General features: G+C 64.7%; 21 protein-coding genes and 1 pseudogene. 17 read left to right on the forward strand and 5 right to left on the reverse strand.

Annotated features, from left to right (window positions below):
* Positions 1 to 918 (forward strand): sigma 54-interacting transcriptional regulator (locus MBENS4_RS05450; protein ID WP_039389291.1); only part of this gene is annotated, 918 nt, incomplete at its 5' end.
* A 221-nt stretch (positions 919 to 1,139) separates the two neighbouring features.
* On the forward strand, positions 1,140 to 1,394 hold the full coding sequence (locus MBENS4_RS27550; protein ID WP_445321504.1) for a phage integrase central domain-containing protein: 255 nt from the start codon (positions 1,140 to 1,142) through the stop codon (positions 1,392 to 1,394).
* On the opposite strand, the pseudogene MBENS4_RS25250 reads toward MBENS4_RS27550, so the two are convergent.
* Positions 1,367 to 1,561, reverse strand: a pseudogene (locus MBENS4_RS25250) (IS5/IS1182 family transposase); the annotation flags it as partial. The gene MBENS4_RS27550 and the pseudogene MBENS4_RS25250 overlap by 28 nt on opposite strands.
* 189 nt (positions 1,562 to 1,750) lie before the next feature.
* Between MBENS4_RS25250 and MBENS4_RS05455 the strand changes: the two are divergent.
* Positions 1,751 to 3,076, forward strand: a complete 1,326-nt coding sequence (locus MBENS4_RS05455; RefSeq protein ID WP_039389294.1) for a family 1 glycosylhydrolase — start codon at positions 1,751 to 1,753, stop codon at positions 3,074 to 3,076.
* 44 nt (positions 3,077 to 3,120) lie between these two features.
* Here the strand turns inward: MBENS4_RS05455 and MBENS4_RS05460 are convergent, their stop codons facing one another.
* Positions 3,121 to 4,314, reverse strand: coding sequence for an FAD-dependent oxidoreductase (locus MBENS4_RS05460; RefSeq protein WP_039389296.1), 1,194 nt, complete (start codon positions 4,312 to 4,314; stop codon positions 3,121 to 3,123).
* Between the two features lie 196 nt (positions 4,315 to 4,510).
* Between MBENS4_RS05460 and MBENS4_RS24610 the strand changes: the two genes are divergently transcribed.
* The 6 genes from MBENS4_RS24610 (at position 4,511) to MBENS4_RS05485 (ending at position 12,162) form a co-directional block, all read left to right on the forward strand.
* Complete coding sequence (locus MBENS4_RS24610; RefSeq protein ID WP_084591962.1) at positions 4,511 to 5,344, forward strand: helix-turn-helix domain-containing protein; 834 nt, start codon at positions 4,511 to 4,513, stop codon at positions 5,342 to 5,344.
* Between the two features lie 142 nt (positions 5,345 to 5,486).
* A complete protein-coding gene (locus MBENS4_RS05470) occupies positions 5,487 to 6,230 on the forward strand; it encodes a cupin domain-containing protein (protein ID WP_039389300.1) in 744 nt (247 codons plus the stop codon).
* Between the two features lie 266 nt (positions 6,231 to 6,496).
* Complete coding sequence (locus tag MBENS4_RS05475) at positions 6,497 to 7,780, forward strand: MFS transporter (protein ID WP_039389303.1); 1,284 nt, start codon at positions 6,497 to 6,499, stop codon at positions 7,778 to 7,780.
* A complete protein-coding gene (locus tag MBENS4_RS25255) occupies positions 7,780 to 9,015 on the forward strand; it encodes a glycoside hydrolase family 3 N-terminal domain-containing protein (RefSeq protein ID WP_052322017.1) in 1,236 nt (411 codons plus the stop codon). Before MBENS4_RS05475 ends, MBENS4_RS25255 begins: the two co-directional genes overlap by 1 nt.
* Complete coding sequence (locus tag MBENS4_RS25260) at positions 8,958 to 9,767, forward strand: hypothetical protein (RefSeq protein ID WP_052322018.1); 810 nt, start codon at positions 8,958 to 8,960, stop codon at positions 9,765 to 9,767. Before MBENS4_RS25255 ends, MBENS4_RS25260 begins: the two co-directional genes overlap by 58 nt.
* Positions 9,768 to 9,879: 112 nt before the next feature.
* A complete protein-coding gene (locus MBENS4_RS05485; RefSeq protein WP_039389305.1) occupies positions 9,880 to 12,162 on the forward strand; it encodes a TonB-dependent receptor in 2,283 nt (760 codons plus the stop codon).
* Between the two features lie 218 nt (positions 12,163 to 12,380).
* Here the strand turns inward: MBENS4_RS05485 and MBENS4_RS05490 are convergent, their stop codons facing one another.
* Both MBENS4_RS05490 and MBENS4_RS05495 read right to left on the reverse strand, forming a co-directional pair.
* Positions 12,381 to 13,406 carry a LacI family DNA-binding transcriptional regulator gene (locus tag MBENS4_RS05490; RefSeq protein ID WP_052322019.1) on the reverse strand — a complete coding sequence of 342 codons (1,026 nt, stop codon included), beginning with the start codon at positions 13,404 to 13,406 and terminating at the stop codon, positions 12,381 to 12,383.
* A 53-nt stretch (positions 13,407 to 13,459) separates the two neighbouring features.
* Positions 13,460 to 14,644 (reverse strand): cytochrome P450, encoded by a 1,185-nt coding sequence (locus MBENS4_RS05495; protein ID WP_039389307.1) that lies wholly within the window; start codon positions 14,642 to 14,644, stop codon positions 13,460 to 13,462.
* 166 nt (positions 14,645 to 14,810) lie between these two features.
* Here MBENS4_RS05495 and MBENS4_RS05500 point away from each other — a divergent pair, with 166 nt between their 5' ends.
* The 8 genes from MBENS4_RS05500 to MBENS4_RS05530 all read left to right on the forward strand — a co-directional run bounded on the left by MBENS4_RS05500 (position 14,811) and on the right by MBENS4_RS05530 (position 24,221).
* Entirely contained in the window at positions 14,811 to 16,109 is a 1,299-nt protein-coding gene (locus tag MBENS4_RS05500; RefSeq protein ID WP_039389309.1) for an MFS transporter, read from the forward strand.
* Positions 16,110 to 16,114: 5 nt separating this feature from the next.
* Positions 16,115 to 17,311, forward strand: coding sequence for an MFS transporter (locus tag MBENS4_RS05505; RefSeq protein WP_039389311.1), 1,197 nt, complete (start codon positions 16,115 to 16,117; stop codon positions 17,309 to 17,311).
* An 84-nt stretch (positions 17,312 to 17,395) separates the two neighbouring features.
* Positions 17,396 to 19,591: a TonB-dependent receptor gene (locus tag MBENS4_RS05510; protein ID WP_039389313.1), complete on the forward strand. Its 2,196-nt coding sequence runs from the start codon at positions 17,396 to 17,398 to the stop codon at positions 19,589 to 19,591.
* A gap of 158 nt (positions 19,592 to 19,749) precedes the next feature.
* A complete protein-coding gene (locus MBENS4_RS26460; protein WP_242404791.1) occupies positions 19,750 to 20,643 on the forward strand; it encodes a hypothetical protein in 894 nt (297 codons plus the stop codon).
* A gap of 47 nt (positions 20,644 to 20,690) precedes the next feature.
* Complete coding sequence (locus MBENS4_RS26465) at positions 20,691 to 21,233, forward strand: hypothetical protein (protein ID WP_242404792.1); 543 nt, start codon at positions 20,691 to 20,693, stop codon at positions 21,231 to 21,233.
* Complete coding sequence (locus MBENS4_RS05520) at positions 21,230 to 22,006, forward strand: hypothetical protein (RefSeq protein WP_039389315.1); 777 nt, start codon at positions 21,230 to 21,232, stop codon at positions 22,004 to 22,006. Before MBENS4_RS26465 ends, MBENS4_RS05520 begins: the two co-directional genes overlap by 4 nt.
* Positions 22,007 to 22,046: 40 nt before the next feature.
* The gene (locus MBENS4_RS05525; protein ID WP_039389317.1) at positions 22,047 to 22,943 is read left to right on the forward strand and encodes a LysR substrate-binding domain-containing protein; all 897 of its coding nucleotides are present in this window, start codon (positions 22,047 to 22,049) and stop codon (positions 22,941 to 22,943) included.
* Between the two features lie 87 nt (positions 22,944 to 23,030).
* On the forward strand, positions 23,031 to 24,221 hold the full coding sequence (locus MBENS4_RS05530; RefSeq protein ID WP_039389318.1) for a cytochrome P450: 1,191 nt from the start codon (positions 23,031 to 23,033) through the stop codon (positions 24,219 to 24,221).
* A gap of 822 nt (positions 24,222 to 25,043) precedes the next feature.
* On the opposite strand, the gene MBENS4_RS05535 is transcribed toward MBENS4_RS05530, so the two are convergent.
* Positions 25,044 to 25,858 (reverse strand): zinc-binding alcohol dehydrogenase family protein (locus MBENS4_RS05535; protein ID WP_199904342.1); only part of this gene is annotated, 815 nt, incomplete at its 5' end.

Raw genomic sequence — 25,858 nt, forward strand, 5'->3', positions numbered from 1 at the left:
GCCCGGCGCATCCATGATCTCAAGAAGGTGAAGCGACAGGTCGCGGGGCCGTTCGTCGAGGTCAACTGCGCCACCCTGCGCGGCGACGGTGCGATGTCCGCGCTGTTCGGGCATCGCAAGGGCGCCTTCACCGGCGCGGCCGCCGACCGCCCGGGCCTGCTGCGCAGCGCCGATGGCGGCTTACTGTTCCTCGACGAGATCGGCGAACTCGGGCTCGACGAGCAGGCAATGATCCTGCGCGCGATCGAGGACCGGCGCTTCCTGCCGATGGGCGCTGACGCCGAAGTGGTCAGCGACTTCCAGCTGATCGCCGGCACCAACCGCGACCTTGGCCGCTGCGTCGCCGAGGGCACCTTTCGCGAAGACCTCTACGCCCGCCTCAACTTGTGGACGTTCGCGCTTCCCGGCCTCGCCGCGCGGCGCGAGGACATCGCCCCCAACCTCGACTACGAACTTGACCGCCATGCCGAACGCGAGGGAATGCGCGTCTCCTTCAACAAGGAGGCGCGCGCTCGCTTTCTCAATTTCGCCACGTCACCGCGCGCGAGCTGGAACGGCAATTTCCGCGATCTCGCCGCCAGCGTCACCCGCATGGCGACTTTCGGACCCAAGGGCCGCATCGACGTGGCGACGGTTGACAGAGAAGTGGCCCGCCTTCAGCGCCTCTGGTCCGGCGGCGGGGAGCGCAGTGATGGGCTCGAAACGGTCCTGAGCGCCGGGCAACTGGCTGAGATCGACCCCTTCGACCGCGTACAGCTCGCCTACGTCGCACGGGTCTGTCACGAAAGCCCCTCCCTCTCCGAAGCCGGCCGCCGCCTCTTCGCCGCCTCCCGCGAACGCCGTGCCAGCACCAACGACGCCGACCGCTTGCGCAAGTACCTCACCCGGTTCGGGCTAGAATTCGCAACGCTCCGGTGACGACCCTTCTTGGTCGTTCGGCCGCCGATCTTCAGTCTCCAAGTGCGGACGTTCTGCTAGTCGGACGGACTTCAACGAAAGCCGACCTCACACATCTCTGGGGTTCATGACGCCTGCCGAATTTGCTTCATCGGCCGGGGTTAAACCCGGCCGATGAAGCGCCGGATCTCTCGTTCTGGCCGGGGGCAAATCCGAGACAGGGTCAACCTACAAGCGCTCCGATGCGGCCGGAGACACGCGCACTCGCCTGGACGCCGCGATATGCCGATCTCGTCACCCGAAGGCTCGAAAGCGACATCTTCCCCGTCATTGGCAAATACAACATCGCCCACATCCGTCCGCGTAAAATCCTTGCGGCGATCCGCCGGATCGAGGACCGGGGCGCTGTGAAAGCGATCCATGCCGTAACATCGGCCCCGCCTTGCGAAAGCCCCCGCCAACATGCCACCGCCCGAAGATTTCGGCGCACGACCTGACGATCGAAGTCTCGTGCCGTGATCCGTTCCCCCAGCAGCTTGAAGCCATGCATTTTCACTTCGACCAGGCTGCGCGGGTGATCGCTGCTCCATCACTTCCAGTTCGCCCTGCCAAACCGCCGACTTGAGCGAACAATTTCATGGCGGGAGAACCGGCCCCGTCTGCTCGGTTGAGAGCAATCATTCTGGCTCGCCATGCAGTAGGTGAGGCTTACACGCATCTTCGATGCGGCCGCAGCCCTCGTAGCGTTTCAAACTGCCGCATGGCGGAAAGGCAAGGCAGGCGTGTTTTGTCTTTCGGGCGCTTAGGGGCATGTCGCAAGGACCTGATAACGACAGCTCCCGGAAGGCCGCCCATGCACTTGAAACGACGTACGCTTTTGACAGGAGCCTTGGCCGGGCTGGTCCCCGGTACCGTTGGTCGGGTTTCTGCAGCCTCCAGACGCGTCTTTCCCGAGGGGTTCCTGTGGGGCGCGGCAACGGCCGCCTACCAGGTGGAAGGCAACAATACGAATTCCGATACCTGGGCGCTCGAACATGCCGATCCCACGACGTTCACCGAGGTGTCCGGCGATGCGGCAAACAGCTTCCAGCTCTGGCCGCGTGATCTGGATCTTGTCGCCACGCTGGGCCTCGACACCTACCGCTTCAGCCTTGAATGGGCGCGGATCGAGCCTGCGCGGGGGCAATTTTCGGTCGCCATGCTCGACCATTACAAGCGCATCATCGAAGGCTGCCATGCTCGCGGCATCACGCCGGTCGTGACCTTCAACCACTTCACGACGCCAATCTGGTTTGCGGCCAACGGCGGCTGGAGCAGCCCCGAGGCGGTCGATCTCTTCGCCCGTTTCTGCGAGATGGCCGCGCGGCATCTGGCCGATGGCATGGCAGTCGCGACCACGCTCAATGAGCCCAATCTTGTCGGCATGCTCGAAGTCGCCCTGCCCGGCGGCCGGGGCAAGCAGCTGATGGGCCCCGACAAGGCGATGAGCGAGGCGGTTGCCCGGCGCTTGGGTGTAGATCTGTTCCTGGCCGGAAATCCGATCTACGTGCCCGACCGCCATGTGGTGCAGGCCAATCTCATTGCCGGGCACAAGGCCGGGCGCGCCGCGATCAAGTCTGTGCGCGGTGATCTGCCGGTCGGAGTGAGCCTGGCCATCAATGACGATCAGGCTATCGCCGGCGGCGAGCCCTTGCGTGATTCGATGCGACGTGAACTCTACGATCCCTGGCTGGAGGCGGCGCGCGACGACGATTTCCTGGGCGTACAGAACTATTACCGCGCGGTCTGGGGGCCCGACGGCAAGGTTCCGATCCCCGACGACGCGATCGTCAATTCCAGCGGCTCGGAAATCTACGCCGCCTCCCTCGCCGGTGCGGTGCGCTATGCCTATTCACGCTGCCCGCGCCCGGTCTTCGTGACCGAACATGGCGTGGCAACCGATGACGATGCGCAGCGCGCGGCCTTCATTCCGGCTGCACTGCGCGCGCTGTATGGCGTGATGCAGGAGGGAATCCCGCTCAAGGGCTATCTGCACTGGTCCCTGCTCGACAATTACGAGTGGTTCCACGGCTATGGGCCGCGCTACGGGCTGTGCGATGTGGACCGTACCAGCTTTGCGCGCACCCCCAAGCCGAGCGCCCATGTGCTGGGCGCGCTGGCGCGGGCGAACGCGGTCTGAACCGCTGTCGGGCGCCGGGTGGGCATGGCCCGGCGCCGCGCGGGTCAGGTGATCTCTTTTTCCTGCTCAAGGCTGGCAAAGAGCGACTGACGCATGAGGAATGCGCGCCGCGCGTCCGGATCTGCGTGAACCGCGCGCATCTTGGCACGCTTGGCCTCGAGGATCTCGCCTTCGGCGCGGCCCATGTTCTCCATGTTCTCGATGGTCTGGGCCTGGATCACCGAGCGGGTAACGGCCTGGCGCTGCCGTTCGAACAGGTCGAGCGCCTCGCGTCCGGCGTCCTTGCGCAGGATCTGCCACAGCTTGTCAGCCAGGTTCCAGCCATCGTGGATACCCGAGTTCATGCCAAAGCCGCCCAATGGGTTGTTGAGGTGGGCGGCATCGCCGATGATGATCATGCGCCCCTTCACGAACTCCTGCGCAACGCGCTGGTGGACCCGGTAGATCGTGCGGTGGGTCGTCTCCACGTTGCCGTGCCCGACGATGCGGCGGAACACCGCGTCGCGGTTGGCATCGCTGATGAGGTCCTCGTCGCTGAGGTTGCCGTCCGCGGGCACCAGCACGCGCCAGACACTGGGCACCTTGAGCAGAACCAGCCATTCTTCCGGGTCGGAGATGTAGTTGACGTAGCTGAGATCAGTGATGACCTCGTTGATCGGGAAGGTCGTCGACATCGAGACGAACTTCTCCTCGTAGGTAAAGCCGTCAAAGCCCGTGCCGATCTGCTTGCGCACCGCCGAACGCGATCCGTCCGCGCCCACCACGAAGCGGGCTTCGACTTCAATCGTCTCGCCGCCCTGCTCCAGCGTCGCGATGACCCCCTCGCCTGTCTCGTGGGCCGAGATGAAGCGGCAGTTGAAGCGCAGGTCCACGTTGGGAAGCGCGTCAAGCCGCTCGCTCAGCAGCCGTGCCATGTTGTACTGCTCGCACTGAAGGCGGAAGGGAAAGCGCGTGAAATCGGCCAGTTCGCCCAGGTCGAAAAGCAGCTTCTCGCCCGTGCGGCGATCGCGCATCTGGTAGACCGGAGCCTTCAGACCAATGTCGATCAGCGGCTGTGCGGCGTCGATCTCGTCCAGCATCTCCAGCGTGGAGGCATGGATCGTGGTAGCCCGGAGATCGTGGGTGCTGGTGGCCTCGGCCTCGATGATCATGACATCCAGGCCCATCGCCGCAAGGCGCGAGGCACAGGTGGTCCCGACCGGCCCGGCCCCGACGACCAGGACTTCGCATTTCTTCATGGTGTATTGAACTCCCGCTCACATCAGGTCGGGAGTTCCGACCTCGCGAAGCCGGGGAAATGGCACCGGGGAGTAGGCCGGGGGAAGCAACGGCCGCGCATACTTCCGTATCGCGGATGCCTGCTTGACAGGAACACGGGGCGATTCCTAGCATCACGGTGCGGGCACCAAGACCCGGCAAAGGGTTCGCAACAAGATGACACAGTCCCACCATGACCTCGGCGAGGCGCGACCGCGCGGCGAAAAGGACACGATACGCTCGTTATCGCGCTCGATTCATGTCATTCAGGCCATCAATCGCTATGGTTCTCTGGGGCTGTCTGAAATTGCCAAGGCGGCGAACGTGCCGATGCCCACCGCCTTTCGCATCATCAACACCCTGATCGAGGAAGGGTTGGTCGAACGGGAGCGGGAGCGCCGCAAGTATCGTCCCACCGCGCTCATCCAGACACTGGCCTGTGGCTTTCAGAACCATGATCGCCTGGTGAATGCCGCACGCACGGTGATGTCCGATTTCACGCACCTGCATCACTGGCCACTGTCCATCGTGACCCGCGTGGGCAACCGGATGGTGGTGCGCTACCACACGGCCGCGCAGACCACGCTTACCTACAACAACTACTATCCTGGCTGGCAGGTGCCGATTCTCGCGTCGGCTTCCGGACAGGTCTATGTCGCCTACACCGATGAGCTGACCCGTGCCCGACTGATCGACAGCGCCGCCGAACTGGAAGAAGCCTATGGCCAGTACATGCTCGAGCAGTTCCAGTCCGGCGCGGCCACCCGGCGCATTCGCGCCGACGCTACGCCACGGTCGAGAAGTCCTGGTACTCGGCCAATCCGGGCAAGACGTCCGCGGTCGCGGTGCCGATCTTCGATGGCGAGGAGCTCATTGGTGCGCTGGCGGTCGTCTTCTTTGCCGCCGGCCTGTCGGTCGACGCGGCGGTCGAGCGCTACCTCGCGCCGATCCAGGAGGTTTCGCGCACCATTCGCGCGAACCTCGCGGCGGGGGAAATGCCCGGTCCCGTAGGGGACTAAGCCCCAGTGCGAGGCTTTGCGGGGAGAGCGGGCCTGAGCATCCGCCATGCGAAAGGGGAGGACGCGGCGCGTTGCCTTGAGGCGGCCGGAGCTTCCATCTGCAGGGCCTATTCGGTGCCAGGGAGGCGAACACCATGAGGCCGCACATTGTCGATCTTGCCGTGGATGAACTGGCCTGGGAGCCGCTTGGCCCGGCGGGTCTCTATTCCCGACTGCTGAGCCGCGACACCGAGACCGGCGCACGCACCGCGCTCCAGAAGCTCGTCCCCGAGGATGGCTACACGCCGCCGCAGACCGCGCACTACCACCACACGTACGAAGAGATCATCGGGATCTCGGGCTGCTTCAGCTTTGATTCGCGCCGCTGGGTGGAAAAGGGCACGTATGTCTTCCACCCGCCCCAGACGGTCCATGGCTTTGCCAGCGCCATCCGGACCGAGTCGACCTTTCTCTCCCGAGTGGGGCGCGATCTGGATTTCAACTTCGTGGAAGAACCCGAGCACGACGACCTCTACCTTGTTGAAGGGGCGAACCCGGCGCGCGCGGCCGTTGCACTCGATCATGAGGACGTGCTGACCAATCTTGCGGCAGGCTCTTTCCTGGAGAGCGAGGCGAAAGTGCGCCTGTTGAGCCGTCACCCCGAGCACGGCGAGGGCTCGGCCATAGTCCGGCTTTCGGCGGGCTGGAGCTCGCAGATCAGGCGTCTCCCGCATTACCTCGAAATGTTTGTCATGGAGGGGAGCGTGGGCGTTGATGGGGCGCGTATCGAGCCCCGCCGAGCGTACTTCTTCTACCCTCCTGAAACCCCGATCAACGCTCTTTCCTGCCACAACGACGCGCTGGTCTACGTCAATTTCGGAGGGCCACTCAACCTTTGAGCCACCGCGTCTCGCGGTCTGGCGACAAGTGCAAACGGGCGGTTCCGGCGGACGGGACCGCCCGTTTGTCGTCTTGCACGCCCGAAACGGATTTCGGCAAGAGGAGCTCAAGCCGCAATTTCAGTCTGTGGTTCAGGGTATCCCGTTCCGCCATCCGGAGTTTCCCCCGAGCCGCCCTCGCCTTGCTTCCCCAGCTTGATAGCCTCCTTGGCGACAGAACGCATCCGATGAGGTGCGCGATGAATGAGAAGCGCAGGGTAAACGACATGACACGCCAAGGCACCGGCACGAGCGGTTTCGACGAATTCAGACGCGCCTGGAAACCCCTGGTGGCGTCTGCTCTTGGCATGGGGCTGGGTCTCTCGCCGATCCCGCCCTATTCCTCGGGGATCATGGCCAAGGCGCTGGAAGCCGAATTCGGCTGGGGACGCGGCGATATCCTGGGCGTGCTCATGCTGGTCCCCGTCGCTCTGCTCCTGCTGGGGCGCTATGTCGGTCGGCTGGTGGACAAGGTCGGCCCGCGCAAGGTTGCCATCACCTCGACCATCGCGCTGGCCCTGGGTCAGCTGCTTATCGCGCTGATCGGGACCTCGCTTGTCGGTTTCTACATTGGCTGGGGCATCATGGCGGTCGTCGCGCTGGGCACCTTGCCGATGACCTACCTCAAGGTCATCAACGGCTGGTTTATCGAGGCACGGGGTCTCGCGCTCGGCCTTTCGCTCGCCTGCACCGGCCTTGCCGGCGCGGTCTTTCCCTTCGTCCTCACCGGCATGATCGAGCGCTTTGGCTGGCGTGGAGGCTATGTCGGGCTGGCGGCGATGCCGCTGCTGATTGCCGTACCGATTCTCATCGCCTGGCTGCGTGAACCCGATGTGGGCGACGATCGCCCGGCGGCGGCGCGCGCCGCGGAAAACGCGGGCCTCGAAGTGGCCACAGCCCTGCGCAGCTACCGTTTCTGGGCGATCGCGCTTGGCTCGCTCATGCTGGCCTTCGGTATCTCGGGACTGCTGCCCAATCTGTTCCCGCTGTTGACGGACCGGGGTGTGTCGAGCGCGGCGGCCTCGTCCGCGCTTGCCGCGCTGGCGCTCAGCGTGACCGGCGGTCGCATCTTGTCGGGTTTCCTGCTCGACCGGCTCTGGGCGCCGGTGGTCTGCGCAATTCTCGTGATCCCGGCTATGGCCGCACTGGTGCTGCTGTCCAATCCGGGACTGACGGGCTCGATCATGGTGGCAAGCGTTGTCACGCTAGGGCTTGTCGCCGGCGCGGAGTTCGACCTCGTCGCCTTCATGACCGCGCGCTATTTCGGCCAGCGCCACTTCAGCGAGCTTTACGGGATGCAGTACGCCGCCTTCGGCATGGGCGCGGGCTTTGCGCCTGCGGCATACGGGGCGCTTTACGATCGCTTTGGCAACTACGAGATCGTAATCTACCTCTCGATCGGCCTGCTGGCCGCGGCCGTCGCCATCAATTTCACGCTGGGCCGTTATCCACGCGGCTTTAGCGAGGGCGCCGAGGGTGCCGAAGGCCCCGTGCCGGAAGGGGCGGCGTGATGGCCGCGCGTCTCTGGCCGCGGCTGACCGTCGGGCTGTCGAGCCTGGCCCTGGCGACAGGAGCGCTGGCGTCCGCGCATGGTTCCTCCTCACAACCCCAGATCGCAGCGCGCAGCAAGCCTGTGATCACGGTGGATGGGCAAAGCTTTCACGACCTTTCCGGCGATGGGCGCCTCCAGCCTTACGAGGATTGGCGTCTCTCCGCCGAGGAACGCGCCCGCGATCTGGTGGCGCGCATGACCTTGCGCGAAAAGGCCGGGCTGATGATGCACGGTACGCCGCCCACCGCCGATGGCAGTTTCCGGGGCAACTGGGACGTGGAAGGCATGCGCGCGGCCATCGAGGCCGACGATATCCGCTTCTTCATCCATCGCATGAGCGGTGATGTGAAGGAGATGGCGCAGCTGACGAACGCGGCCCAGGAAATCGCCGAGGGCACGCGCCTTGGCGTGCCCCTCGTCTTCAGCAGCGACAGCCGCAACACCTTGCGCGAAGTGCTGGGCGTCAGCGTCGCGCCCAAGGCCTTCACCCGCTGGCCTGAGGCGCTGGGCCTTTCGGCCATCGGCGACCTGGATCTCATCCGCGATCTCTCCCGCATTGCCGCGCGCGAGTACAAGGCGATCGGCATTCGCATGGCGCTTTCGCCGCAGGCCGACCTGTTCACCGAGCCGCGCTGGTTTCGGGGCAACGCCACCTTCGGGGATCGGCCCGAGCAGGTCGCACCGATGGTGCAGGCCTATATCGAAGGGTTCCAGGGTGGGCCTGACGGCCTGCAGCGCGGAGGCGTCGCGACGGTGGTCAAGCACTGGGGCGGCTATGGCGCACAAGTCGACGGCCTCGATTCGCACAATCCTTACGGCAAGTACATGAAGCTGACCGACGCCACCCTGGCGCAGCACCTCGCCGCCTTCGAGGGCGCCTTCAAGGTGCGTTCGGCTGCGGTCATGCCGACCTATTCGCTGCCCGCCCCCGGGCTCACCGTGAACGGCACGCCAGTCGAGCCGGTCGGGGTCGGTTTCAACCGGCAACTTTTGGACGAAAGCCTGCGTGGCCAGCATGGTTTCGAAGGCTTCGTGATGAGCGACTGGCTGATCACTGCGGACTGCCCCGATGCCTGTCTCAAGGGCACGTTTGATGTCGACAAGCTGGGCATGCCTGGGGCGTCGAGGATCTCACCGTGCCCGAACGCTTCGCCAAGGGGATCGAAGCGGGGATCGACCAGTTCGGCGGAGTGATGGAAACCGACGTCGTGGTCGATCTGGTGCGCAGCGGCGCGCTGGACGAGACCCGCATCGATCGCTCCGCACGCCGTATTGCCAAGGTCATGTTCCAGTTGGGCCTGTTCGAGAACGCCTACGTCGATGCCGAAGCCTCGGCACAGCAGGTAGGGACGGACGACGCGCGTGCGCTGGCGCTCGACGCGCAACATCGTTCGGTCGTGCTGCTGGAGAACAAGGGCGGTATCCTGCCACTTGCACCGGCTTCGGCGCGGCGCGCCTGGCTGGTGGGCGTGGACGCCGACGCAGCGCGCTTGGCGGGCTTCACGCCCGTGGAGGCCCCCGAACAGGCCGACGTTGCGTTGCTGCGTCTGGCTGCGCCCTTCACCAGTCATCCGGACTATTTCTTCGGCTCGTCCGCGCATGAGGGCCCCCTGACCATGGGGCCCGGCGATCCGGGATACGAGGCCGTGGCGAAGGCGCACGCGGCCGGGATTGCGATCATCGCGGACGTCTATCTTGATCGTCCGGCGGTGCTGACCCCGGTTCAGCCGATGGTGGACGCGCTGATGGGCAATTACGGCATCACCGACGCGGCCTTCCTCGACATCGTGACCGGGCGCGCACGCCCTGAAGGCAAGCTGCCGGTGGAACTGCCGCGCTCGGATGCGGCGGTGGCCGCGCAGCGTGGCGATGTGCCGTCCGACAGCGTCGACCCGCTCTATCCGCAAGGGTTCCGCATGGAATTGCGCCGCGGTCCGACACCGTGACCGACGGCCCGTAAAGTTTTGGGCGAGGTTCAATAAAAACAAGAAAAACAAAAATGTAGCTCTGGCTTGAGGCGGAGCTGCACCATCACTGGGGACACTTCACGAGGGCAATATGAAAACATCTGCTTCCATTTTCGCAATCTGCACGTCGCTGGCCATTTCGACTGGGGCGCTGGGCCAGAGCAACAGCGCATCTCCGTCGGCTCCTGAGGCCCGTGCGGGCGACATCATCGTCACCGGCACCCGGCGCGAGACGACGCTGCAGGACACCGCGGTCTCGATCACCGCGATCTCGGCCGAAGACCTTGCCAACGCGGGCTACAAGTCGCCCAGCGAATTGCAGTATTCGGTGCCCGGCCTCAGCTACAACGTGCAGCTTGGCGCCGGCTTCCTGATCCGCGGCATCGGTACGCAGGGCTTCGACTACAGCCTTGAGCGCGCCGTGGGCGTGGTGATCGACGATGTGGTGCAGGGCCAGCCGCGCAGCCTGGGCTTCAACACCTTCGGCGACATCGACCACGTCGAGGTCATGAAGGGCCCGCAGGGCACGCTGTTCGGCAAGAACGCCTCGGCGGGCGTGGTCTATGTCCAGACCAAGCGCCCGGAATTCAACGTGGCCGAAACCAGTGGCAGCCTGCGCTATGGTGAGCGCAACGAGATCCGCATCGACAACACCGTCAACATCCCGATCTCCGACACGCTGGCCGCGCGCGTCACCGGCGTCTACCAGCGCCAGGACGGCTACCTCACCAACCTCTATGACGGGGAAAGCGGTGGCGACTATCGCGACTACGCCCTGCGCGGCAAGGTGCTGTGGCAGCCCACCGACAACTTCGAGCTCTACGTGATCGGCGCGATCCAGGATCACACCGACGGCGGCATCGGCGGTCTTGCCACGATCCGCAACATCAACGGCGACACGTCCAACGGCTGGCCGACCAACCCCGATGCCGACTTCAACATGGACTTCGATGCCCTGCTCGATGAATACGGCATCGTTCCCGGGCCCGACAACGACCAGTACGCCCAGAACGGCCGCAACGAGGTGTTCATCAAGCAGAAGGACATCCAGGCCAACATGAAGCTGGACCTGGGGGACTACACGCTCACCTCGATCACGGCCTATTCGGAATCGAACACCGGATCGTGGTTTGACCAGGACTACACCCAGAGCGACTTCTACGACATCAACAACTCCGAACTCTGGGCGCATCAGTTCAGTCAGGAAGTCCGCGTCAACTCGCCGCTTGGCGGGTTCGTCGACTACGTCGTGGGCGCCTTCTTCTGGGATCAGAAGACCGACGCGATCGAGCGTTCGGCGGGCAAGCGCGGGCGTGACTACCCGGAAGACACCTACTTCAGCTTCAACGGCGCCATGTCGAACTACGAAGCGCATATGCGCAGCTATGCCGCTTTTGGTGAGGCGAACTTCCACTTTACCGATCGCCTGACCCTGACCGGGGGCCTGCGCCTTACCCATGACAACGTGTTCGGCGGCTACTTCCCGTCCGAGGACATCCGCTACAACTTCGAAGGTACGCCCGCACCGGCCACGTCGGGCCGCAACAAGAAGACCAACCTTTCGGGCAAGGTCACGCTGAAGTACGAAGCCACACCGGACCTCATGTTCTACGGGACCTACGCGCGCGGCTACAAGGCGCCTGCCGTAGGCACCTCGGGCGGTACGCTTCGGATGGTCGATGCGGAAACGGTCGACAGCTTCGAGGCGGGCGTGCGCGCCCAGCTCCTTGACCGTCTGCTGACGGTCAACGCCACCGCCTTCTACTCGAAGTTCAAGAACTTCCAGTCGACCGTGGTTGAGATCGGCGATGACAACGTGGCCCGTTCGGTGCTTTCGAATGCCCCGGGTGTGATCACCAAGGGCTTCGAACTGGGGCTGACCCTGCAACCCACGCCTGACTTGCGTCTTGCTGGCAACATCTCCTACGCGCCGACCGAGTACGAGGACTTCATCGCCCCGTGCTACTCGGGTCAGCCCGTGGTCGACAACGCCGGGATCGGTGAGTGCGGCGCGCTGGGCGGCACGGGCATGAACGTGGACGGGTTCCCCTCGATCCACGCGCCCGACACCACGCTGAACATCACCGGGGCCTATACTCCGCTTCTGACCGATAACCTGCGGCTCTTCGCCAACGCGAACTACTACTACCGCTCCTCCACCTTCGGCCAGGCGGGCAACCCCAATTCGCGGGTCGATGGCTATGGCCTGGTCAATGCGAACCTGGGCGTGGGCAATGATGATGGCTCGATCAAGCTCTCGGTCTATGCTCGCAACCTGTTCGACAAGCAGTTCGTGGCGCGCATTCACACGATGACCTTCGCACCGGCGGGAAGCTACCAGCAGTACTTCTCGGGCGAAGCGCCCGTACCGTAGGCGTGCGTCTCGACTACGCGTTCTGATCCCGGGAGCTGGCATCGTCCCGGCCCCACGCCGTTCGTGCTGAAGTGGCGTGGGGCCGGTGTGCGAAGCGGCCTGGGACGGGCCCCCTGCCCGCCCCAGGCCGCCTCCCGGATCCCCGCAATGCAGTTCCCATGCCGGAAACGGCACCTGGGTCACTTCTCAGTGGCAATCCACAAGCACGGTTTAGGCACTCAGGCGCTTTCGCGGGCGATAATGCGAAAACCGACGTCGACGGACTGATGTTCGAACGTCGGATCTTCGCCGTGCTTGCGCAAGACCGCCAGGACTTCGCGGGCGATGCGCGAGCCATCGACGTCGACCGTCGTGATCGTCGGGCGCATTTCGCCCGCGAGCAGGCTGTTGCCAAAACCCATGACCGCCAAATCCTCCGGGACCGAAAGTCCCGCATGCTGGGCTTCGATCAGGATGCCCTGCGCCAGGTAGTCCGAACCGCACACGACGACGTCCGGACGGAGCGAAAGCCGTCGCATCTCGGCAAAGGCACGGCGCGCATGACCGAAGCGCGAGGGGATATCGACCAGGGTTTCCTGCGGCGCTTCGCCGCCAAGCGCATTCCATTCCTGCACGAAACTGTCCCGGCGCAGCCGCGCGCGTGCACCGTCGGCCGTGACGAGAAAGGGACGGCGATACCCTCGTGAGGCCAGAAACCGCGCCATGTCACGCCCGGCATCGCTATGCGAAAAGCCGATGGCGGTGCCAACAGGTGCCTCGGGTAGTTCCCAGACCTGGATGAAAAGGGTGCGGCTGCGCGTGACGAGCGCAATGCTCTCGGCGTTGAGAGGCCCTGTCGAGATGATGGCATCGACCCGACGCGCCAGCGCGCCCCGGATGAGATCGTGCGTGCGCATCACCGAAACACCGGTCAGCCCGAGCATGACGTTCGAGCCGCTCGCGGTCAGTTCCTCGGTCATCAACTCGATCGTGTCGTTGAAGATCGAATCGGTCAGATGCGGAATGAGAACCGCGACCATTCGGCTGCGCTTGGAGGCAAGGCCGCCGGCCAGAGCATTGGGAATATAGCCCGTGTCGCTCACGGCCGCGCGGATACGCTCCCCCGTGGCCTTGGCCACGATCTTGGGATTGCTGAAGAAGCGGCTGACGGTGGCGGCGGACACGCCGGCAAGCGCGGCAACGTCGTCGAGCGTGGGAGCGCGATCCTGCGAGGAGGAAGTGGCGATATCGTCGGCCATGGCCATTGCTATTGCCCAATCACGCCGCGAAGGGCAATCGCCCAGTGGCCCTCCAAGAGCTATTCGAAGCGCAGCGGCACCGCCAGTGCGCCAATCTCCGGCCAGCGCGTGGGCACGATATCGCCGCAGACCGCGAAGCCCGTGGTTGCCGCCAAGAGTTCCTCCAGAGCCACGCGCAGTTCCATGCGCCCGATATGCAGACCCGGACAGTTGTGCGGCCCACGCCCGAACGCCAGGTGATCGGAAATGTTGGGACGATCGAGCACGAACCGGTCGCCCTCGGGGAAGATGTCCTCGTCGCGATTCGCCGAGGCGTAGAGCAGCGCGACCGGCTCGTCTCTGGCGATCGGGCAGCCGCGGATCTCCACATCGCGGGTCGGCGTGCGCGCAAAGCCACGGTAGGGGGAGTAGAGGCGCAGGAATTCCTCGATGGCGGCCGGGATCCGTTCTGGCTCGGCGCGCAGCAAAGACTGCAATTCGCGGTCACGCGAGAGGTGCACCGCGATGTTGCCGACCATCACCATCGGCGCAACCATGCCCACCACGAGGACCTGGCGCACCGTGCCTACGATCAACTCGTCATCAAGCGGTTCACCGTTGTGGCGCGCGGCCAGCAGCGCGCTGGTCGGGTCGATGTCGGGGTCCTGCGGATTGGCCTTGCGATCGGCGATGAGCGCACGGGCCATGTCGTAGAGCGCCAGGCTGGTTTCCTTCATCGCCTCGGGCCGGGTCGAATGCACCGCAAGGATGAAGGCGCGCCCCGAATCATGCAGCGTGTCGAGCCATTCCTCGGGTACCCGCATCCAGTCCCCGAAGACGTAGACCGGCAGATAGCTTGAGAACTCGGCGCAGATATCGCCCCCGCCTGCCGCCAGCATCGGCGCCAGCAGCTCGCGCGAGATGGTCCGCGTGCGCGGCGCCAGCGCCTCCGAGCGTTCGAGCGAGAGAAGCGGGTTGAGCGCCTTGCGGAACGGCGTGTGGTCGGGCGGGTCAAGGTGCAGCGGAGGACGCCGTCCGGTGAAGGCGACCTTGGGCACGACGTTCTGGACGGCCGTGGTGAAGGTGCGCGGATCGCTGGCCGCTGCCGCGACATCGTCGTAGCGTGTCAGGGCCCAGAATCCGCCCAGCCGATCGGTGTGGGCGACCGGGCATTCCGCGCGAAGGCGGGCGTAGTCGCGGTGGGCGCTGTCGAAATCCTCAGGGAGGTCCGGATCGAAGTCACGAAGTTGCTGCTGATCGGTCATGGCTCTGCTCGGCCTCTCCATTGGGGGGATCTTCGGCGCGCGGGGATCCGGGCCCGCCCGCCCCGGTCATGCGCTCACAGCTGATCGGTAGGGCAGCGCCCTAATCTTTGCAAGCGCTTTCATTTCCATTTTGGCTATGCTAGCCCCCTCGTCAGGGAGAGATAATATGCACGACACGGCCTTGGAAACTTCGATCGGGCGCAAGGTGCTCTGGCGCCTCGTCCTCCCTTGCGCGCTGTTCGTCCTGATGGGGGCGATGGACCGCGCGAACGTCGGCTTTGCGGCGCTGCAGATGAATTCCGCGCTGGGATTGTCGAGCACGCAGTACGGATTTGGCGCCGGCGTCCTGTTCGTCGGCTATCTCGCCGCGAAGTACCCCAGCGTCCTCCTCTATGAAGCGGTGGGACTGCGCCGCTGGCTCTGCATGATCACGCTGGCGTGGGGGCTGTGTGCCTGCGCGATGGCGGCGATCGCCAACGAATGGGAACTCTATGCGCTGCGTGTCTGCGTGGGCTTTACCGAAGGCGGCCTGTCCTCGGGACTGATGATCTACCTCAGTGGCTGGGCGAGCGAGCGGTACCGCGCCTCGATCCTGGCCCTGCCGATAATGTCGATCTCGATCGCGCAAGTCATCGGCGCGCCGCTCTCGGGCTATCTGCTCGGCGTGGACAATCCCCTCGGCATGGAGGGCTGGCGCTTCATGTTCCTGGTCGAGGGTCTTCCGGCCGTGGCACTGGGCGTCTTCGCATGGTTCTACTTCCCCGACACGCCGCGCCACGCCCGCTGGCTGAACGAGACCGAACGCACCTGGCTCGCCACGAACGTGCGCGGCGCGCGCAAGCCCGAAAAGGGCGCGCACGATCCTGAGCGCTGGGCCGCACTCAGGTCGCCGGTCGGCTGGATCTGCGCGCTGATCTGGTTCTGCATCCTGGCCAGCAATTATGGCGTCATGTTCTGGCTTCCCCAGATCGTCGAAGGCATGTCGGGCCTGGGTCCGCGCGAGACCGGTCTGATCGTCGCCCTGCCCTGGGCGGGCGGCGCGCTCGGCCTCTATCTCAACGCGCGCCATTCCGACCGCACGCAGGAACGCTTCCTGCACGTGGGCATTCCCGCCCTCCTCGGAGGCACGGGGCTCATCTGCGCCTACCTTCTGGGGCCCGGCATCCCGGGGCTCGTCGCGCTCGTCATCGGCGGTGCCTGCACCGGCTGCACGGTGGCGCCCTTCTGGGCCATTCCGACCCGCATCCTGCCGATGGGAAGCCTGGCGATGGGCATCGTGATGATCAATGTGGTGGGCAGTCTTGCGGGCGCCACGGTGCCAACGGCCATGGGCTGGTTGCGCGACCAGACGGGGTCCTACCTGCCGCCGACGCTGCTGCTGTTCGCGATGGCCGTGGCCTGCGCGCTGCTGTGCCTGCTCGCCCGTGCACAGGGCGAAGGCACGCTGCGCCGCTCGGCCACCTGAGCGCCATGCCTGCGCGCAAAGCCGGACACCTGATCGCGCTGCTCGCGACGATCAGTGCCCTGGGCTCGTTGGCGACCCACATGGTGGTCCCCGCACTCCCGGCCCTCGCGAGCGATCTCGCGACGGGCCCGGGTCCTGCCCGGCAGGTCATCGCCTTCTACCTGTTCGGCATCGCGGTCGGGCAATTGCTGGCAGGCCCTCTTGCCGACGGGATCGGACGCAGGCCAGTGCTGCTGGGCGGGCTCGGACTCTTCACACTGGCCTCGGCGCTTGGCGCGCTCAGCCCTTCGATCACGGTCCTCCTGGCAGCCCGCAGCGTCCAGGCGCTCGGCGCAGCGGCTGGCCTGCTGACCTCGCGCGTGATTGTGGGCGAAAGTTTCGGCAAGGAAGAGGCCGCCCGTCGCCAGGCGAACCTCATGAGCATCGTGCTGCTCTCGCCCGCGCTTGCCCCGGTGCTTGGCGGCCTTATCGCGGGAACACTGGGTTGGCGGATGATCTTCGTCCTTCTCGCTGTTGCCGGGGGCACGACTCTCGCCCTGTGCCGATCGGCGCTGCCCGATACCGGGAGCGCTGGCGGTCGGGACGGGCGCGCCACGCCGAGCACCTACGGAGCCCTTGCGCAGCTGTCTGGTCGCTACCGGGCAATTCTGGGCAATCGGCGCTTCCTGCGCCTCGCGCTCGCGCTCGCCTCGGGCAGCTGCACGCTCTATCTGTTCCTTTCGGTCGGCCCCTTCCTGCTGATCGAACATTGGGGGCTTGGCGAAGTCGAAACCGGCCTTTGCTTTCTCCTGATCGCGCTGGGCGGGGTGAGCGGCACTTTCCTCGTGGGCCCGATCGAACGTCGCACGCCGCCCCTGCGAATCGGCCTTGCCGCCGTCGCGGGCGGCACGGCACTGCTGCTGCTTCTAACCCTGATCCGCGCGGACGAGATGCCATGGCTCCTGTTTGTGGCGCCGATGGTGGTGGTGACGGTGGGCGCCGGGATTGCGGGTCCCTCGGCGATGGCTGCGGCCATGCAGATCCATGCCGGCCACAGCGCGACGACAATCAGCCTTCTGGGCGCCTTCCAGATGCTGCTGAGCGGGGTTGGGCCGGTGCTCTTTACAGCGGTTGGCGCGCCGGGACCCGAGCCGCTGGCGGTGGCCATGGCGCTGGTCGGTGCCTTTGCCTTCGCGATCTGCCCGCCGTCGCAGGCACAATGATGAAAGCCCTTGCATAAAATCTTTGCAAGGGCTTTCATTCATTGATATGCGGGACCAAACAATAAATCGGGAGAGATCGAGGCCATGGCCAAGAAGTTCTGCATTGCCCTGTCCGCCGTCCTTGCGGCTGGCGTTTCCACCACCGCCCTGGCGCAGGACGATGCGAGTGCCGCGCGTCCACAGCGCGACGACGGGCTCGAGGCGATCATCGTCACCGCCGAGAGGCGCACCCAGAACCTGCAGGACGTGCCGATCTCGGCTACGGTCCTGACCGGTGAGACCCTCGACGAACGCGGTGTTCGCAGCGTCAACGACCTGCAGCAGGTCGCGCCTGCGGTGACGATCAACACGTACGGCCGCCAGACCTTCGTCAACATCCGCGGCGTCGGCGCGAACCGTTCGGCCCCAACCACCAGTTCGGGCGTGGCCTACTACCTCGACGGCGTCCTTATCCCGAACGACAAGTTCATCGGCTTCGCCTTCTACGATGTCGCGGCGATCGAGGTCCTGCGTGGCCCGCAGGGCACGCTGGCTGGCCAGAATTCGACCGGCGGCGCGATCATGATCCGCACCCCCGAGCCCGAATTCGACATGGTCAGCGGCTCACTCGACATGACGCTGGGCAATTACGACGCGCGGCGCGGGGTTGCCGCGCTGAACTTCGGGGGCGAGGATGTCGCGCTGCGCATCGCTGCGGTCCATGACGAGCGTGACAGCTTCACCGACAACATCGGCCCTTCGCCGAGCCAGCCCGGCAACTTCAACACCGACGCGGCGCGCATCTCGCTGCGCATGCGCGGGCTCGACGACCGCCTGACCGTCAATCTGCGCGGCGAATACTTCGATGCCCGATCGGATGGCAATGCGATCAAGAATCGCTTTGACACGGTCACCGACGATCCGTTCGTGATCGAGGAAGACGCGATCTCCTACATCAATCAGGAAGGCTATCGCATGTCGGCCGAGGCGCGGTTCGACGTGACCGACACCGTCCAGGTGCGCGGTGTCATCTCGCGCCAGCACGGCGTCACCAACGACCAGACCGACGGTGATCGCACGTCAACCGCCCTGCCGGTTCCGGCCGGCCTTCCCGCGAACAGTGCCAACCGGGCGCTCTACCCGGGCCGCGTTTCACGCGGACGCACCGAGATCGACACCTCGATCTACGAAATCAATCTGCTCTCGACCGACAGTGGCCCCTTCCAGTGGGTCGTCGGCGGGTTCTATCTCGACAACGACAGCGGGGTGGATCTCTTCCGCGACAACCATCACACGGTTGATTTCGTAGCGTCCGACAGCACGATCCAGGAACGCACCAAGTCCACGTCCAAGTCGCTCTTCGGGCAGGCAAACTACTTCGTGACCGATGCGCTCGAAGTGGTCCTGGGCGGCCGCTATTCGTGGGATCGCCAGGTCCACAACCGTCTGTCCATTCCAGGGCCGCCGGTGGTGGGTCCCAACATCGCGATCGCCACGTCGCAGGAATGGACCGGCAAGGCCGCGCTCAACTACCACCTCGGCGATGCGCTGGTCTATCTGTCCGCAGCCAAGGGCTACAAGGCGGGCGGCGCCAACACCCCCACCGATTCACCCAACTATCAGCCCGAGACGAACTTCGTCTACGAACTGGGCGCCAAGACCGAACTGTTCAATCGCCATCTGCGCCTGAACGGGGACATCTTCTATTCCCAGTACAAGGACATCCAGCTGGCCAGCCTTGAGGGCGGGTTGCCGCTGACCCAGAACGCCGGTCAGGGCGAATCCTGGGGCGTGGAGCTGGAAGCACAGGCCACCTTCGGCGGGCTCGACATCAATTTCGGCGGCTCCTATCTCGACGCACAGTTCTCCGAAGATACCTGCCTCAACGACACCAACAGCCAGCTTCCCAGCGTGCAATGCAGCCCAGGCAACCGCTTCGTGCCCGAAGGCGACGTGCTGCCGTACTCGCCCGAGTGGACGCTCAACGGCGGCGTGCAGTATACGCTCTACGTCAGCGACGATGTCGCGGTGACGCCCCGTCTGCAATGGTCCCACACGGGCGAACAGCTGGCGACGCCGTTCCGCAGCTTCTATACCATCATGCCTGCGCGCGATGTGTTCGATGCGCGTGTCACGGTATCGGTGTCGGATCGCTACACGATCGAGGGCTTCGTCCAGAACCTGACCGATGAAACCTACATCGCCACCCAGATCCAGAACGCGTCGAGCGCGGACGGGGGCTTCATGTACGGCGCACCGCGCACCTTTGGTGTGCGGCTCAAGGCCGAATTCGGAGGCTGACGCAACCGGCGCGCGGAAGGGGAAGCCCCCTTCCGCGCCTTGGCCCGTTCCTGCGCGTCGCCACGACGGGCGGATCACCCATCCACCACCAGGCACAAGGGACATGTGCGCGTATGAATGAACCGGCTCACACGCCACGGTCGCGAAACGCGGGGCGCGTGCTGCGTTACGGAGTTCTTGCCCTGTCGGCAGGGATTGCGGCAGCGGCCGCACTGGCCAGCGACCCCGCCCCCGAACGCTGGTGGTCCCCGGGCGATGGCCGGGTTTTCCCGGCGACGCTGGATTACCCGAATGACAACGGGGTCTTGCGCATCGAACTGGCGGGCGGCGCGCTCGAGACGCGCGGGCATCCCTTCTTCGAACCGATCGGCCCCTCCGGCCGCGCCTGCGTTACCTGCCATCAACCAGCCGATTCGATGAGCCTCTCGGCACAAACGGCGCAGGAACGCTGGGACGCCACGGGCGGCACCGATCCGCTCTTTGCCGCACATGACGGTTCCAATTGCCCGATCCTGCCGCAGGACGCGAAGGCCTCGCATTCGCTCCTGCTGGAGCGGGGCCTGATCCGCATTCAGCGCAAGTGGCCCGTTACCGAATGGAACGGACGCACGGTAAAACCCGATTTCACGATCGAGGTGGTTCGCGATCCCAATGGCTGCAACAGCGCACCGGGCTATGGCCCGGAAGCGGGCAATATCTCGGTCTATCGTCGCCCGCGCCCGGTTTCGAACATGAAGTACCTGCTTGCGGTCGGCTTCCCGTTCGATCCCAAGCAGGGTGTCGCGTTGCCGCTCGATCCCGATACCGGGGAGCCGATGTCGGGAAACATCATGGCCGACAACCGCGCCGGGAGCCTGCGCCTGCAGATGGAGGATGCCGCTCAGACCCACCTGGCCTTTCTCAAGCGCCTCTCACCTGACGAGCGTGCGCGCATCCGCGCCTTCGAGCTGAGCGTCTTCACGGCGCAGCAGAGCGGCAAGGGCGGTGCGGGCAACGCGGATGGCGCGATGGGGGACCCGCGGTCCTGCGCGACTCCGAGCCGGGAGCGCTAGGCAGCATCGGCACCCCGGTCTGGAGCGAGTTCGAGGCTTGGGAAGACATGTCGGACGAAACGATCGCGCGCCTCACGCCCGAACAGATCGCCTTTCGCCGCTCGGTCGCGCGCGGGGCGCGGGTGTTCCGGGAGAAGATGTTCCTGATCACCGACTCGGCCGGGATCAACAGCCCCATGGGGTTCGGCAATCCCGTGCGCAACAGCTGCGTGTTCTGCCACAACATGACCCGCATGGGGAACGACGTGGCTCCGGGACAGGTGGACCTGGGCACGACAACCCTGCCGTTTGCCGACCCCTGGGACGACCTGCCGCTGTTCCGCATCACCTGCCAGAAGCAGCCCCACCCCTATTATGGGCGCACGATCTACACCTACGATCCGGGATTTGCGCTCACCACCGGGCGCTGTGCCGACGTCGGCAAGATCACCTTGCAGTCGATGCGGGGGCTCTCGGCCAGAGCACCCTATTTTTCCAACGGTCTTGCCAGCGACCTGCGCGGCGTCGTCGACTATTACGAGCGGCGTTACAATATCGGGTACACCGAGCAGGAAAAGCAGGACCTCGTCAACCTGATGAGCATGCTATGAAGAAGCTCGTGAGTTCGCTGCTGCTGTGCGCAGCCCCGCTGTCGGCGCAGGCCCAGGAGGCTGGCGAGCTGGTACGTTTCGTCACCTGCCCCATCTACAGGGACACCGATGCGGGCCGCAAGTCCGGCTGTTGGCTGGCCGACGAGCTCGAGACGGGACGGCGTTTCGACGTCACCCAATCGCCCTACAAGCCCGACTGGAGCCGCCAGGTCCTGGTCGAGGGGCGCGTGTCCGAGGCGGCGCCGGCACCGTGCGGGGGAAGCAAGGTGCTCGAACCGGTCAGGACATCGGTGCTCGACACGCCCTGTCCGCGCCACATGCTGCCCGCCGAAGGATTCCCGGGCCGCCCCTATTCGCTGCCGCCGCGCAACATCAAGCCCCTTGGTGTCGCCCGCGAGGTACCTGCGGGGCCCTATGGCCCGACGACGTTCTATACCTTCTACGAGTTCGACAAGGCGTTCATCGTCTACCAGTACGACGACTATCTCATCGACAAGGCGGTCACCTGGATACGTGCGGCAAAGCCGCGCAAATTGATCATTACCGGCTACGCCGCGAGCGATCCGGTCCGTGTTTCGGGTGTCCCCTTGCGCGAACGCCCCGAAGTCGCGCAGGAGCGCGCCGAAGCTGTTGCGCTGACCTTCGCGCGCTTCATCCCCGATCTGCCGGTCGAGGTCCACTGGAAGACGTCGAGCGTCCCGATCGACGTGGAGGGGGCGGACACCCTGCCCGCCCAATCGCAGCGCCGGGTCGAGATCGAAGCCGTCTTCTAGGCGGGCTTTTCCGACGTGGCTGGGCCCCAGGGAGCGCCCTATGGAAACACGCAGGCTCAACTACTTCATCAAGATCGTCGAAAGCCGCAGCATCACCGCTGCCGCCCGCGAACTTGGCATGGCCCAACCTGCCCTCAGCCAGCAGCTGGGGGTTCTCGAACACGAACTCAGGTCGACCCTGTTTTTCCGCTCCCGCTCGGGCGTGACACCAACCCCGGCAGGACTGAGGCTCTACGAAAGGGCCAGGCGTATCGTCCGCGATGTCGCCAGTCTCGAACGCGATGTTGGTGACACGATGAGGTCCCAGGTGGTCACGATCGGCCTTGTCCCCAGCGCCATGCCGACGCTGGGCCTTGCGTTGCTACGCATGGTTCACAAGGACATGCCATCGCTTCGCCCCCAGATCATCGAAGCGGCAGGCCATGCGCTTCGCGATCAGCTGGAACGCGGGCTGCTCGATATCGCCGTCCTGCCGACCTCGCTGGCAAGTGCGCAGCTCCAGTCCCGCGCCGTGTTCCGCGATCGTCTGTACATCCTGTCTGCGCGCGGGCGCGCCATCGATCCGGAGGCTCCCCGCGATCTGGCCGCGCTTCCCTGGATCGTCACGCGCGCGCCCAACGCCGTGCGTAATGTTCTTTCCGCCTGGTTCGCACGCCATGGCCTGGAGCCCAACGTGATTGCCGAAGTCGATGCCATGCCTCTGGTCATCGACGCCGTGCGCGCCGATCTGGGTGTGACGCTGCTGTCCAGCAGTGCCGTGCCGTCGGGCGCGATCCGGGAGGAGCTGTCGGCTACGGATCTGCCCGGCGAGCTGCTGGAACGCACCTTCATGGGATGCTGGAGGCCGGACACGGCCGGAGAGCATATTCCCATGATCGTCGAGCGCATCGCGTTGATCGGCAGCGCGCACGAACGGGACGGAAAAGTCCCGTCATAGGCAAACTGTGTGACCGCAATCGGTACGGACGGTTATGCGGCGAAACCTTAGCCTTGTACCCCTGCCGAAAGAGCAAGGAGCTGCAAAATGGACCACGTAAAGGCCGATTGGTATCCCATGGCCCATACCGACATGGATGCGCGGATGGAGCAGATGGCGGCGGTGCGCGCGGGTTGCCCGGTTGCCCGCTCGGACCATTACGGGGGCGTCTATACGGTCCTGCGCTATGCGGATCTGAAGGCCGTGGCCAGCGACCCTGCGACCTTCAGCAGCGGCGGGGATCCTCGCTTCGGAGCGCGCCTTCCCCCACTCGAGGTGGACCCGCCCGAACACACTGTCTTTCGCCGCGTGCTGCAACGCTTCTGGCTGCCGAGCCGGATCCGGGCCATGGAACCGTCCGTGCGGGAGAAAGCGATTGCACTGATCGATCCCGTCGTCGCGGCGCGCGGCGGTGACCTTGCCCGCGAGATTGCCTACCCGCTGCCCGTCTTTGCCCTGTGCATCCTGCTCGGCATCGAGCCGGAGAACTGGATGCAGATCAAGCAGTGGGCCGAAGAGCAACTCGGCGGCCTTTCCGATGATCCCGAAGTCAAGGCCCGGGCCGTGGCCGCGCATGAACACCTGCTGGCCCATGTCCGCACCATCGTCGACGACCGCAAGCTTCGTCCACGCAGCCCGGACAGCGACATCGCGAGTGCCCTCCTCGAGGTGCGGCAGGACGGCCAGCCCCTCGATGAGGCGCTTGTCGCAGGTGTCCTGCGAATTCTGATTTCGGCAGGCCACAACTCCACCACGAACGCGCTGGGCAATTGCATGCTCTATCTGGCCTCCCATCCCGAGGCACAGGATATGCTGCGCGCGGAGCCCGCGCGGATTCCGGTCGCCGTCGAAGAACTGCTGCGCTGGGAATCTCCCGTTCAGGAATTGCCTCGCTGGGCCACGAAGGACACCGAAATCGGGGATCGCCCGATCAAGGCGGGCGATCGGATCGCCATGCTGTGGGGCTCGGGCAACCGTGACGAAGCGGTCTTCGATCAGCCTGAGGAGTGCCGTCTTGATCGCAAGCCCAATCGCCACCTGGCATTCGGGTACGGCATCCATACCTGCCTCGGAGCGCCGATGGCGCGCATGGAACTTCGCGTCGTCCTGGAAGAACTGCTCCGCCGCACGGACAGGTTCGAAATCAGCGGCAGTGTCGTGCGTAAGCCGTACCATCACGTCGGGGTCGCGCATCTTCCCGTCGACATTGTACCGCGCGGCTTCTCGGCCTCCGCGTGACCGCAAAGCGAAATTTAGCGCCGCCATAATCGCAATTGCAGAACTTTGCCGGTAGATCGTTCGAGACCTCACCCGCAGTGAGGGCAAGGCTGCGGCGGTGAGCGAGACAGGCGGTCAAGGATGGCCCGCCGCACTGCTGGCAGAGTAGGTTGGGGAGGCGGACCGAGGATTCTTTTTCTCCGCCCCACCTGGGCAAGCCTTCGGGATTGCAGGAACGCCTAGACTATCATCGACTTCAGGGCATGGCGGTGAAGCCCAGTTGTTGATTGCCACTGAGAAGTGGCTTGGGGTGCGTTTAGATTACCATTGAGACTTGATTCATGTTTCCGTCTCTTTCGGCTGCCATTCCGCCGATCCGAGCCGCCGAACTCCGTCGTAAGTCTCGGCCAATGCCAACAACCGCTGCGCCTAGTTCGCGCTCTTCGTCGTCCGCGACAGTCGTCACAGCGCCGCCTCGTCAAAATCTTCCCGCAAGCCGATCGGTAAACCCATGATGCCACACTCCAAAGTCACAACCCCATAGATTCAGATTTTCACCGCCTTGGAAATCCTCTGTGAGACATTCAACGCGCAGGTTGGTATGGGCCGGTAGACGACTGTCGCGTTTAAAGAAGCGTGAGTGAGATAGCTGCCGATGGGACAGATCCGAAAACATCTCTGCACAGGGTTTCCAACACATTTTCGATCCGTCGGGGTTTTCCGTACAGTCGCCTCCATGCGCATGCCAAGAAGCGGCGTGCGTGACGTGTTTCTGGCGGAATTACGTGCCCCCTCTACGGAAAACATGTGTTTTCCGACACTGGTTCCAACTCGTTATTGAGCCTACAATGCCTGTCTACTCATAACGACTTTACCAACCTCGGCCCCGCCTGCGACCATGCGGTGCGCTTCCTCGAGAGTTTTTGGGTCAAAGGGCGAAAGGTCCCGCGTCATTGTAGAGCGGAGAACCCCCGCATCGACCAATGCAGCGATTTCGTTCAGGATACGATGCTGGCCAATCAGGTCAGTGGTGTGGAACAGCGCGTGCGTGAAGACCATCTCCCAGTGCAGCGAAACGCTTTTGGCTTTCAGCGGAACGGCATCAAGCGTGTCGTGATCGTCAATCACGCCAATTTTCCCGTGCGGAGCGATGATTTGCACCAGTGCAAGCATGTGCCGAGCAGTATGGTTCAAGGATGCGACATACCCGACCGGCGCACAGCCAAGCGCCGTAACCTGTTCCGGCATCGGCAAGCTGTGGTCGATAACGTGATGCGCGCCCATTTTTAGGCACCATTCGCGGCTTTCAGGGCGAGATGCGGTGGCGATAACGGTCAGCCCGGTCAATCGGCGCGCCAACTGAATAAGAATAGAACCCACGCCTCCAGCCCCGCCCACGACCAGCAAGGATGGCGCATTGACCGGCTTTCCTGGCCTCACACTCAATCGGTCGAAAAGAAGCTGCCAGGCGGTCAGGCTCGTCAGGGGTAGCGCCGCAGCCTCGGCAAAAGTGAGCGCAGTGGGCATCCTTCCCACCATTCGCTCATCAATCAGATGCAATTCGGTATTGGCGCCTGCCCGCGTGAAGGTTCCTGCGTAGAGCTTTGTTGCGCAAATGCCCGAGGGATTCCGCCCGTGAATCCAGTTGGTTAAGGGGT

It is taken from the genome of Novosphingobium sp. MBES04, from assembly GCF_000813185.1.
GTDB classification, from domain to species: domain Bacteria; phylum Pseudomonadota; class Alphaproteobacteria; order Sphingomonadales; family Sphingomonadaceae; genus Novosphingobium; species Novosphingobium decolorationis.

Bases quoted from the DNA above. Each gene is read 5' to 3' on its own strand.
- MBENS4_RS27550 (WP_445321504.1), top strand. From the start codon at position 1,140: ATGCGGCCGGAGACACGCGCACTCGCCTGGACGCCGCGATATGCCGAT.
- MBENS4_RS05455 (WP_039389294.1), top strand. From the start codon at position 1,751: ATGCACTTGAAACGACGTACGCTTTTGACAGGAGCCTTGGCCGGGCTG.
- MBENS4_RS05460 (WP_039389296.1), bottom strand. From the start codon at position 4,314: ATGAAGAAATGCGAAGTCCTGGTCGTCGGGGCCGGGCCGGTCGGGACC.
- MBENS4_RS24610 (WP_084591962.1), top strand. From the start codon at position 4,511: ATGACACAGTCCCACCATGACCTCGGCGAGGCGCGACCGCGCGGCGAA.
- MBENS4_RS05470 (WP_039389300.1), top strand. From the start codon at position 5,487: ATGAGGCCGCACATTGTCGATCTTGCCGTGGATGAACTGGCCTGGGAG.
- MBENS4_RS05475 (WP_039389303.1), top strand. From the start codon at position 6,497: ATGACACGCCAAGGCACCGGCACGAGCGGTTTCGACGAATTCAGACGC.
- MBENS4_RS25255 (WP_052322017.1), top strand. From the start codon at position 7,780: ATGGCCGCGCGTCTCTGGCCGCGGCTGACCGTCGGGCTGTCGAGCCTG.
- MBENS4_RS05485 (WP_039389305.1), top strand. From the start codon at position 9,880: ATGAAAACATCTGCTTCCATTTTCGCAATCTGCACGTCGCTGGCCATT.
- MBENS4_RS05490 (WP_052322019.1), bottom strand. From the start codon at position 13,406: ATGGCCATGGCCGACGATATCGCCACTTCCTCCTCGCAGGATCGCGCT.
- MBENS4_RS05495 (WP_039389307.1), bottom strand. From the start codon at position 14,644: ATGACCGATCAGCAGCAACTTCGTGACTTCGATCCGGACCTCCCTGAG.
- MBENS4_RS05500 (WP_039389309.1), top strand. From the start codon at position 14,811: ATGCACGACACGGCCTTGGAAACTTCGATCGGGCGCAAGGTGCTCTGG.
- MBENS4_RS05505 (WP_039389311.1), top strand. From the start codon at position 16,115: ATGCCTGCGCGCAAAGCCGGACACCTGATCGCGCTGCTCGCGACGATC.
- MBENS4_RS05510 (WP_039389313.1), top strand. From the start codon at position 17,396: ATGGCCAAGAAGTTCTGCATTGCCCTGTCCGCCGTCCTTGCGGCTGGC.
- MBENS4_RS26465 (WP_242404792.1), top strand. From the start codon at position 20,691: ATGTCGGACGAAACGATCGCGCGCCTCACGCCCGAACAGATCGCCTTT.
- MBENS4_RS05520 (WP_039389315.1), top strand. From the start codon at position 21,230: ATGAAGAAGCTCGTGAGTTCGCTGCTGCTGTGCGCAGCCCCGCTGTCG.
- MBENS4_RS05525 (WP_039389317.1), top strand. From the start codon at position 22,047: ATGGAAACACGCAGGCTCAACTACTTCATCAAGATCGTCGAAAGCCGC.
- MBENS4_RS05530 (WP_039389318.1), top strand. From the start codon at position 23,031: ATGGACCACGTAAAGGCCGATTGGTATCCCATGGCCCATACCGACATG.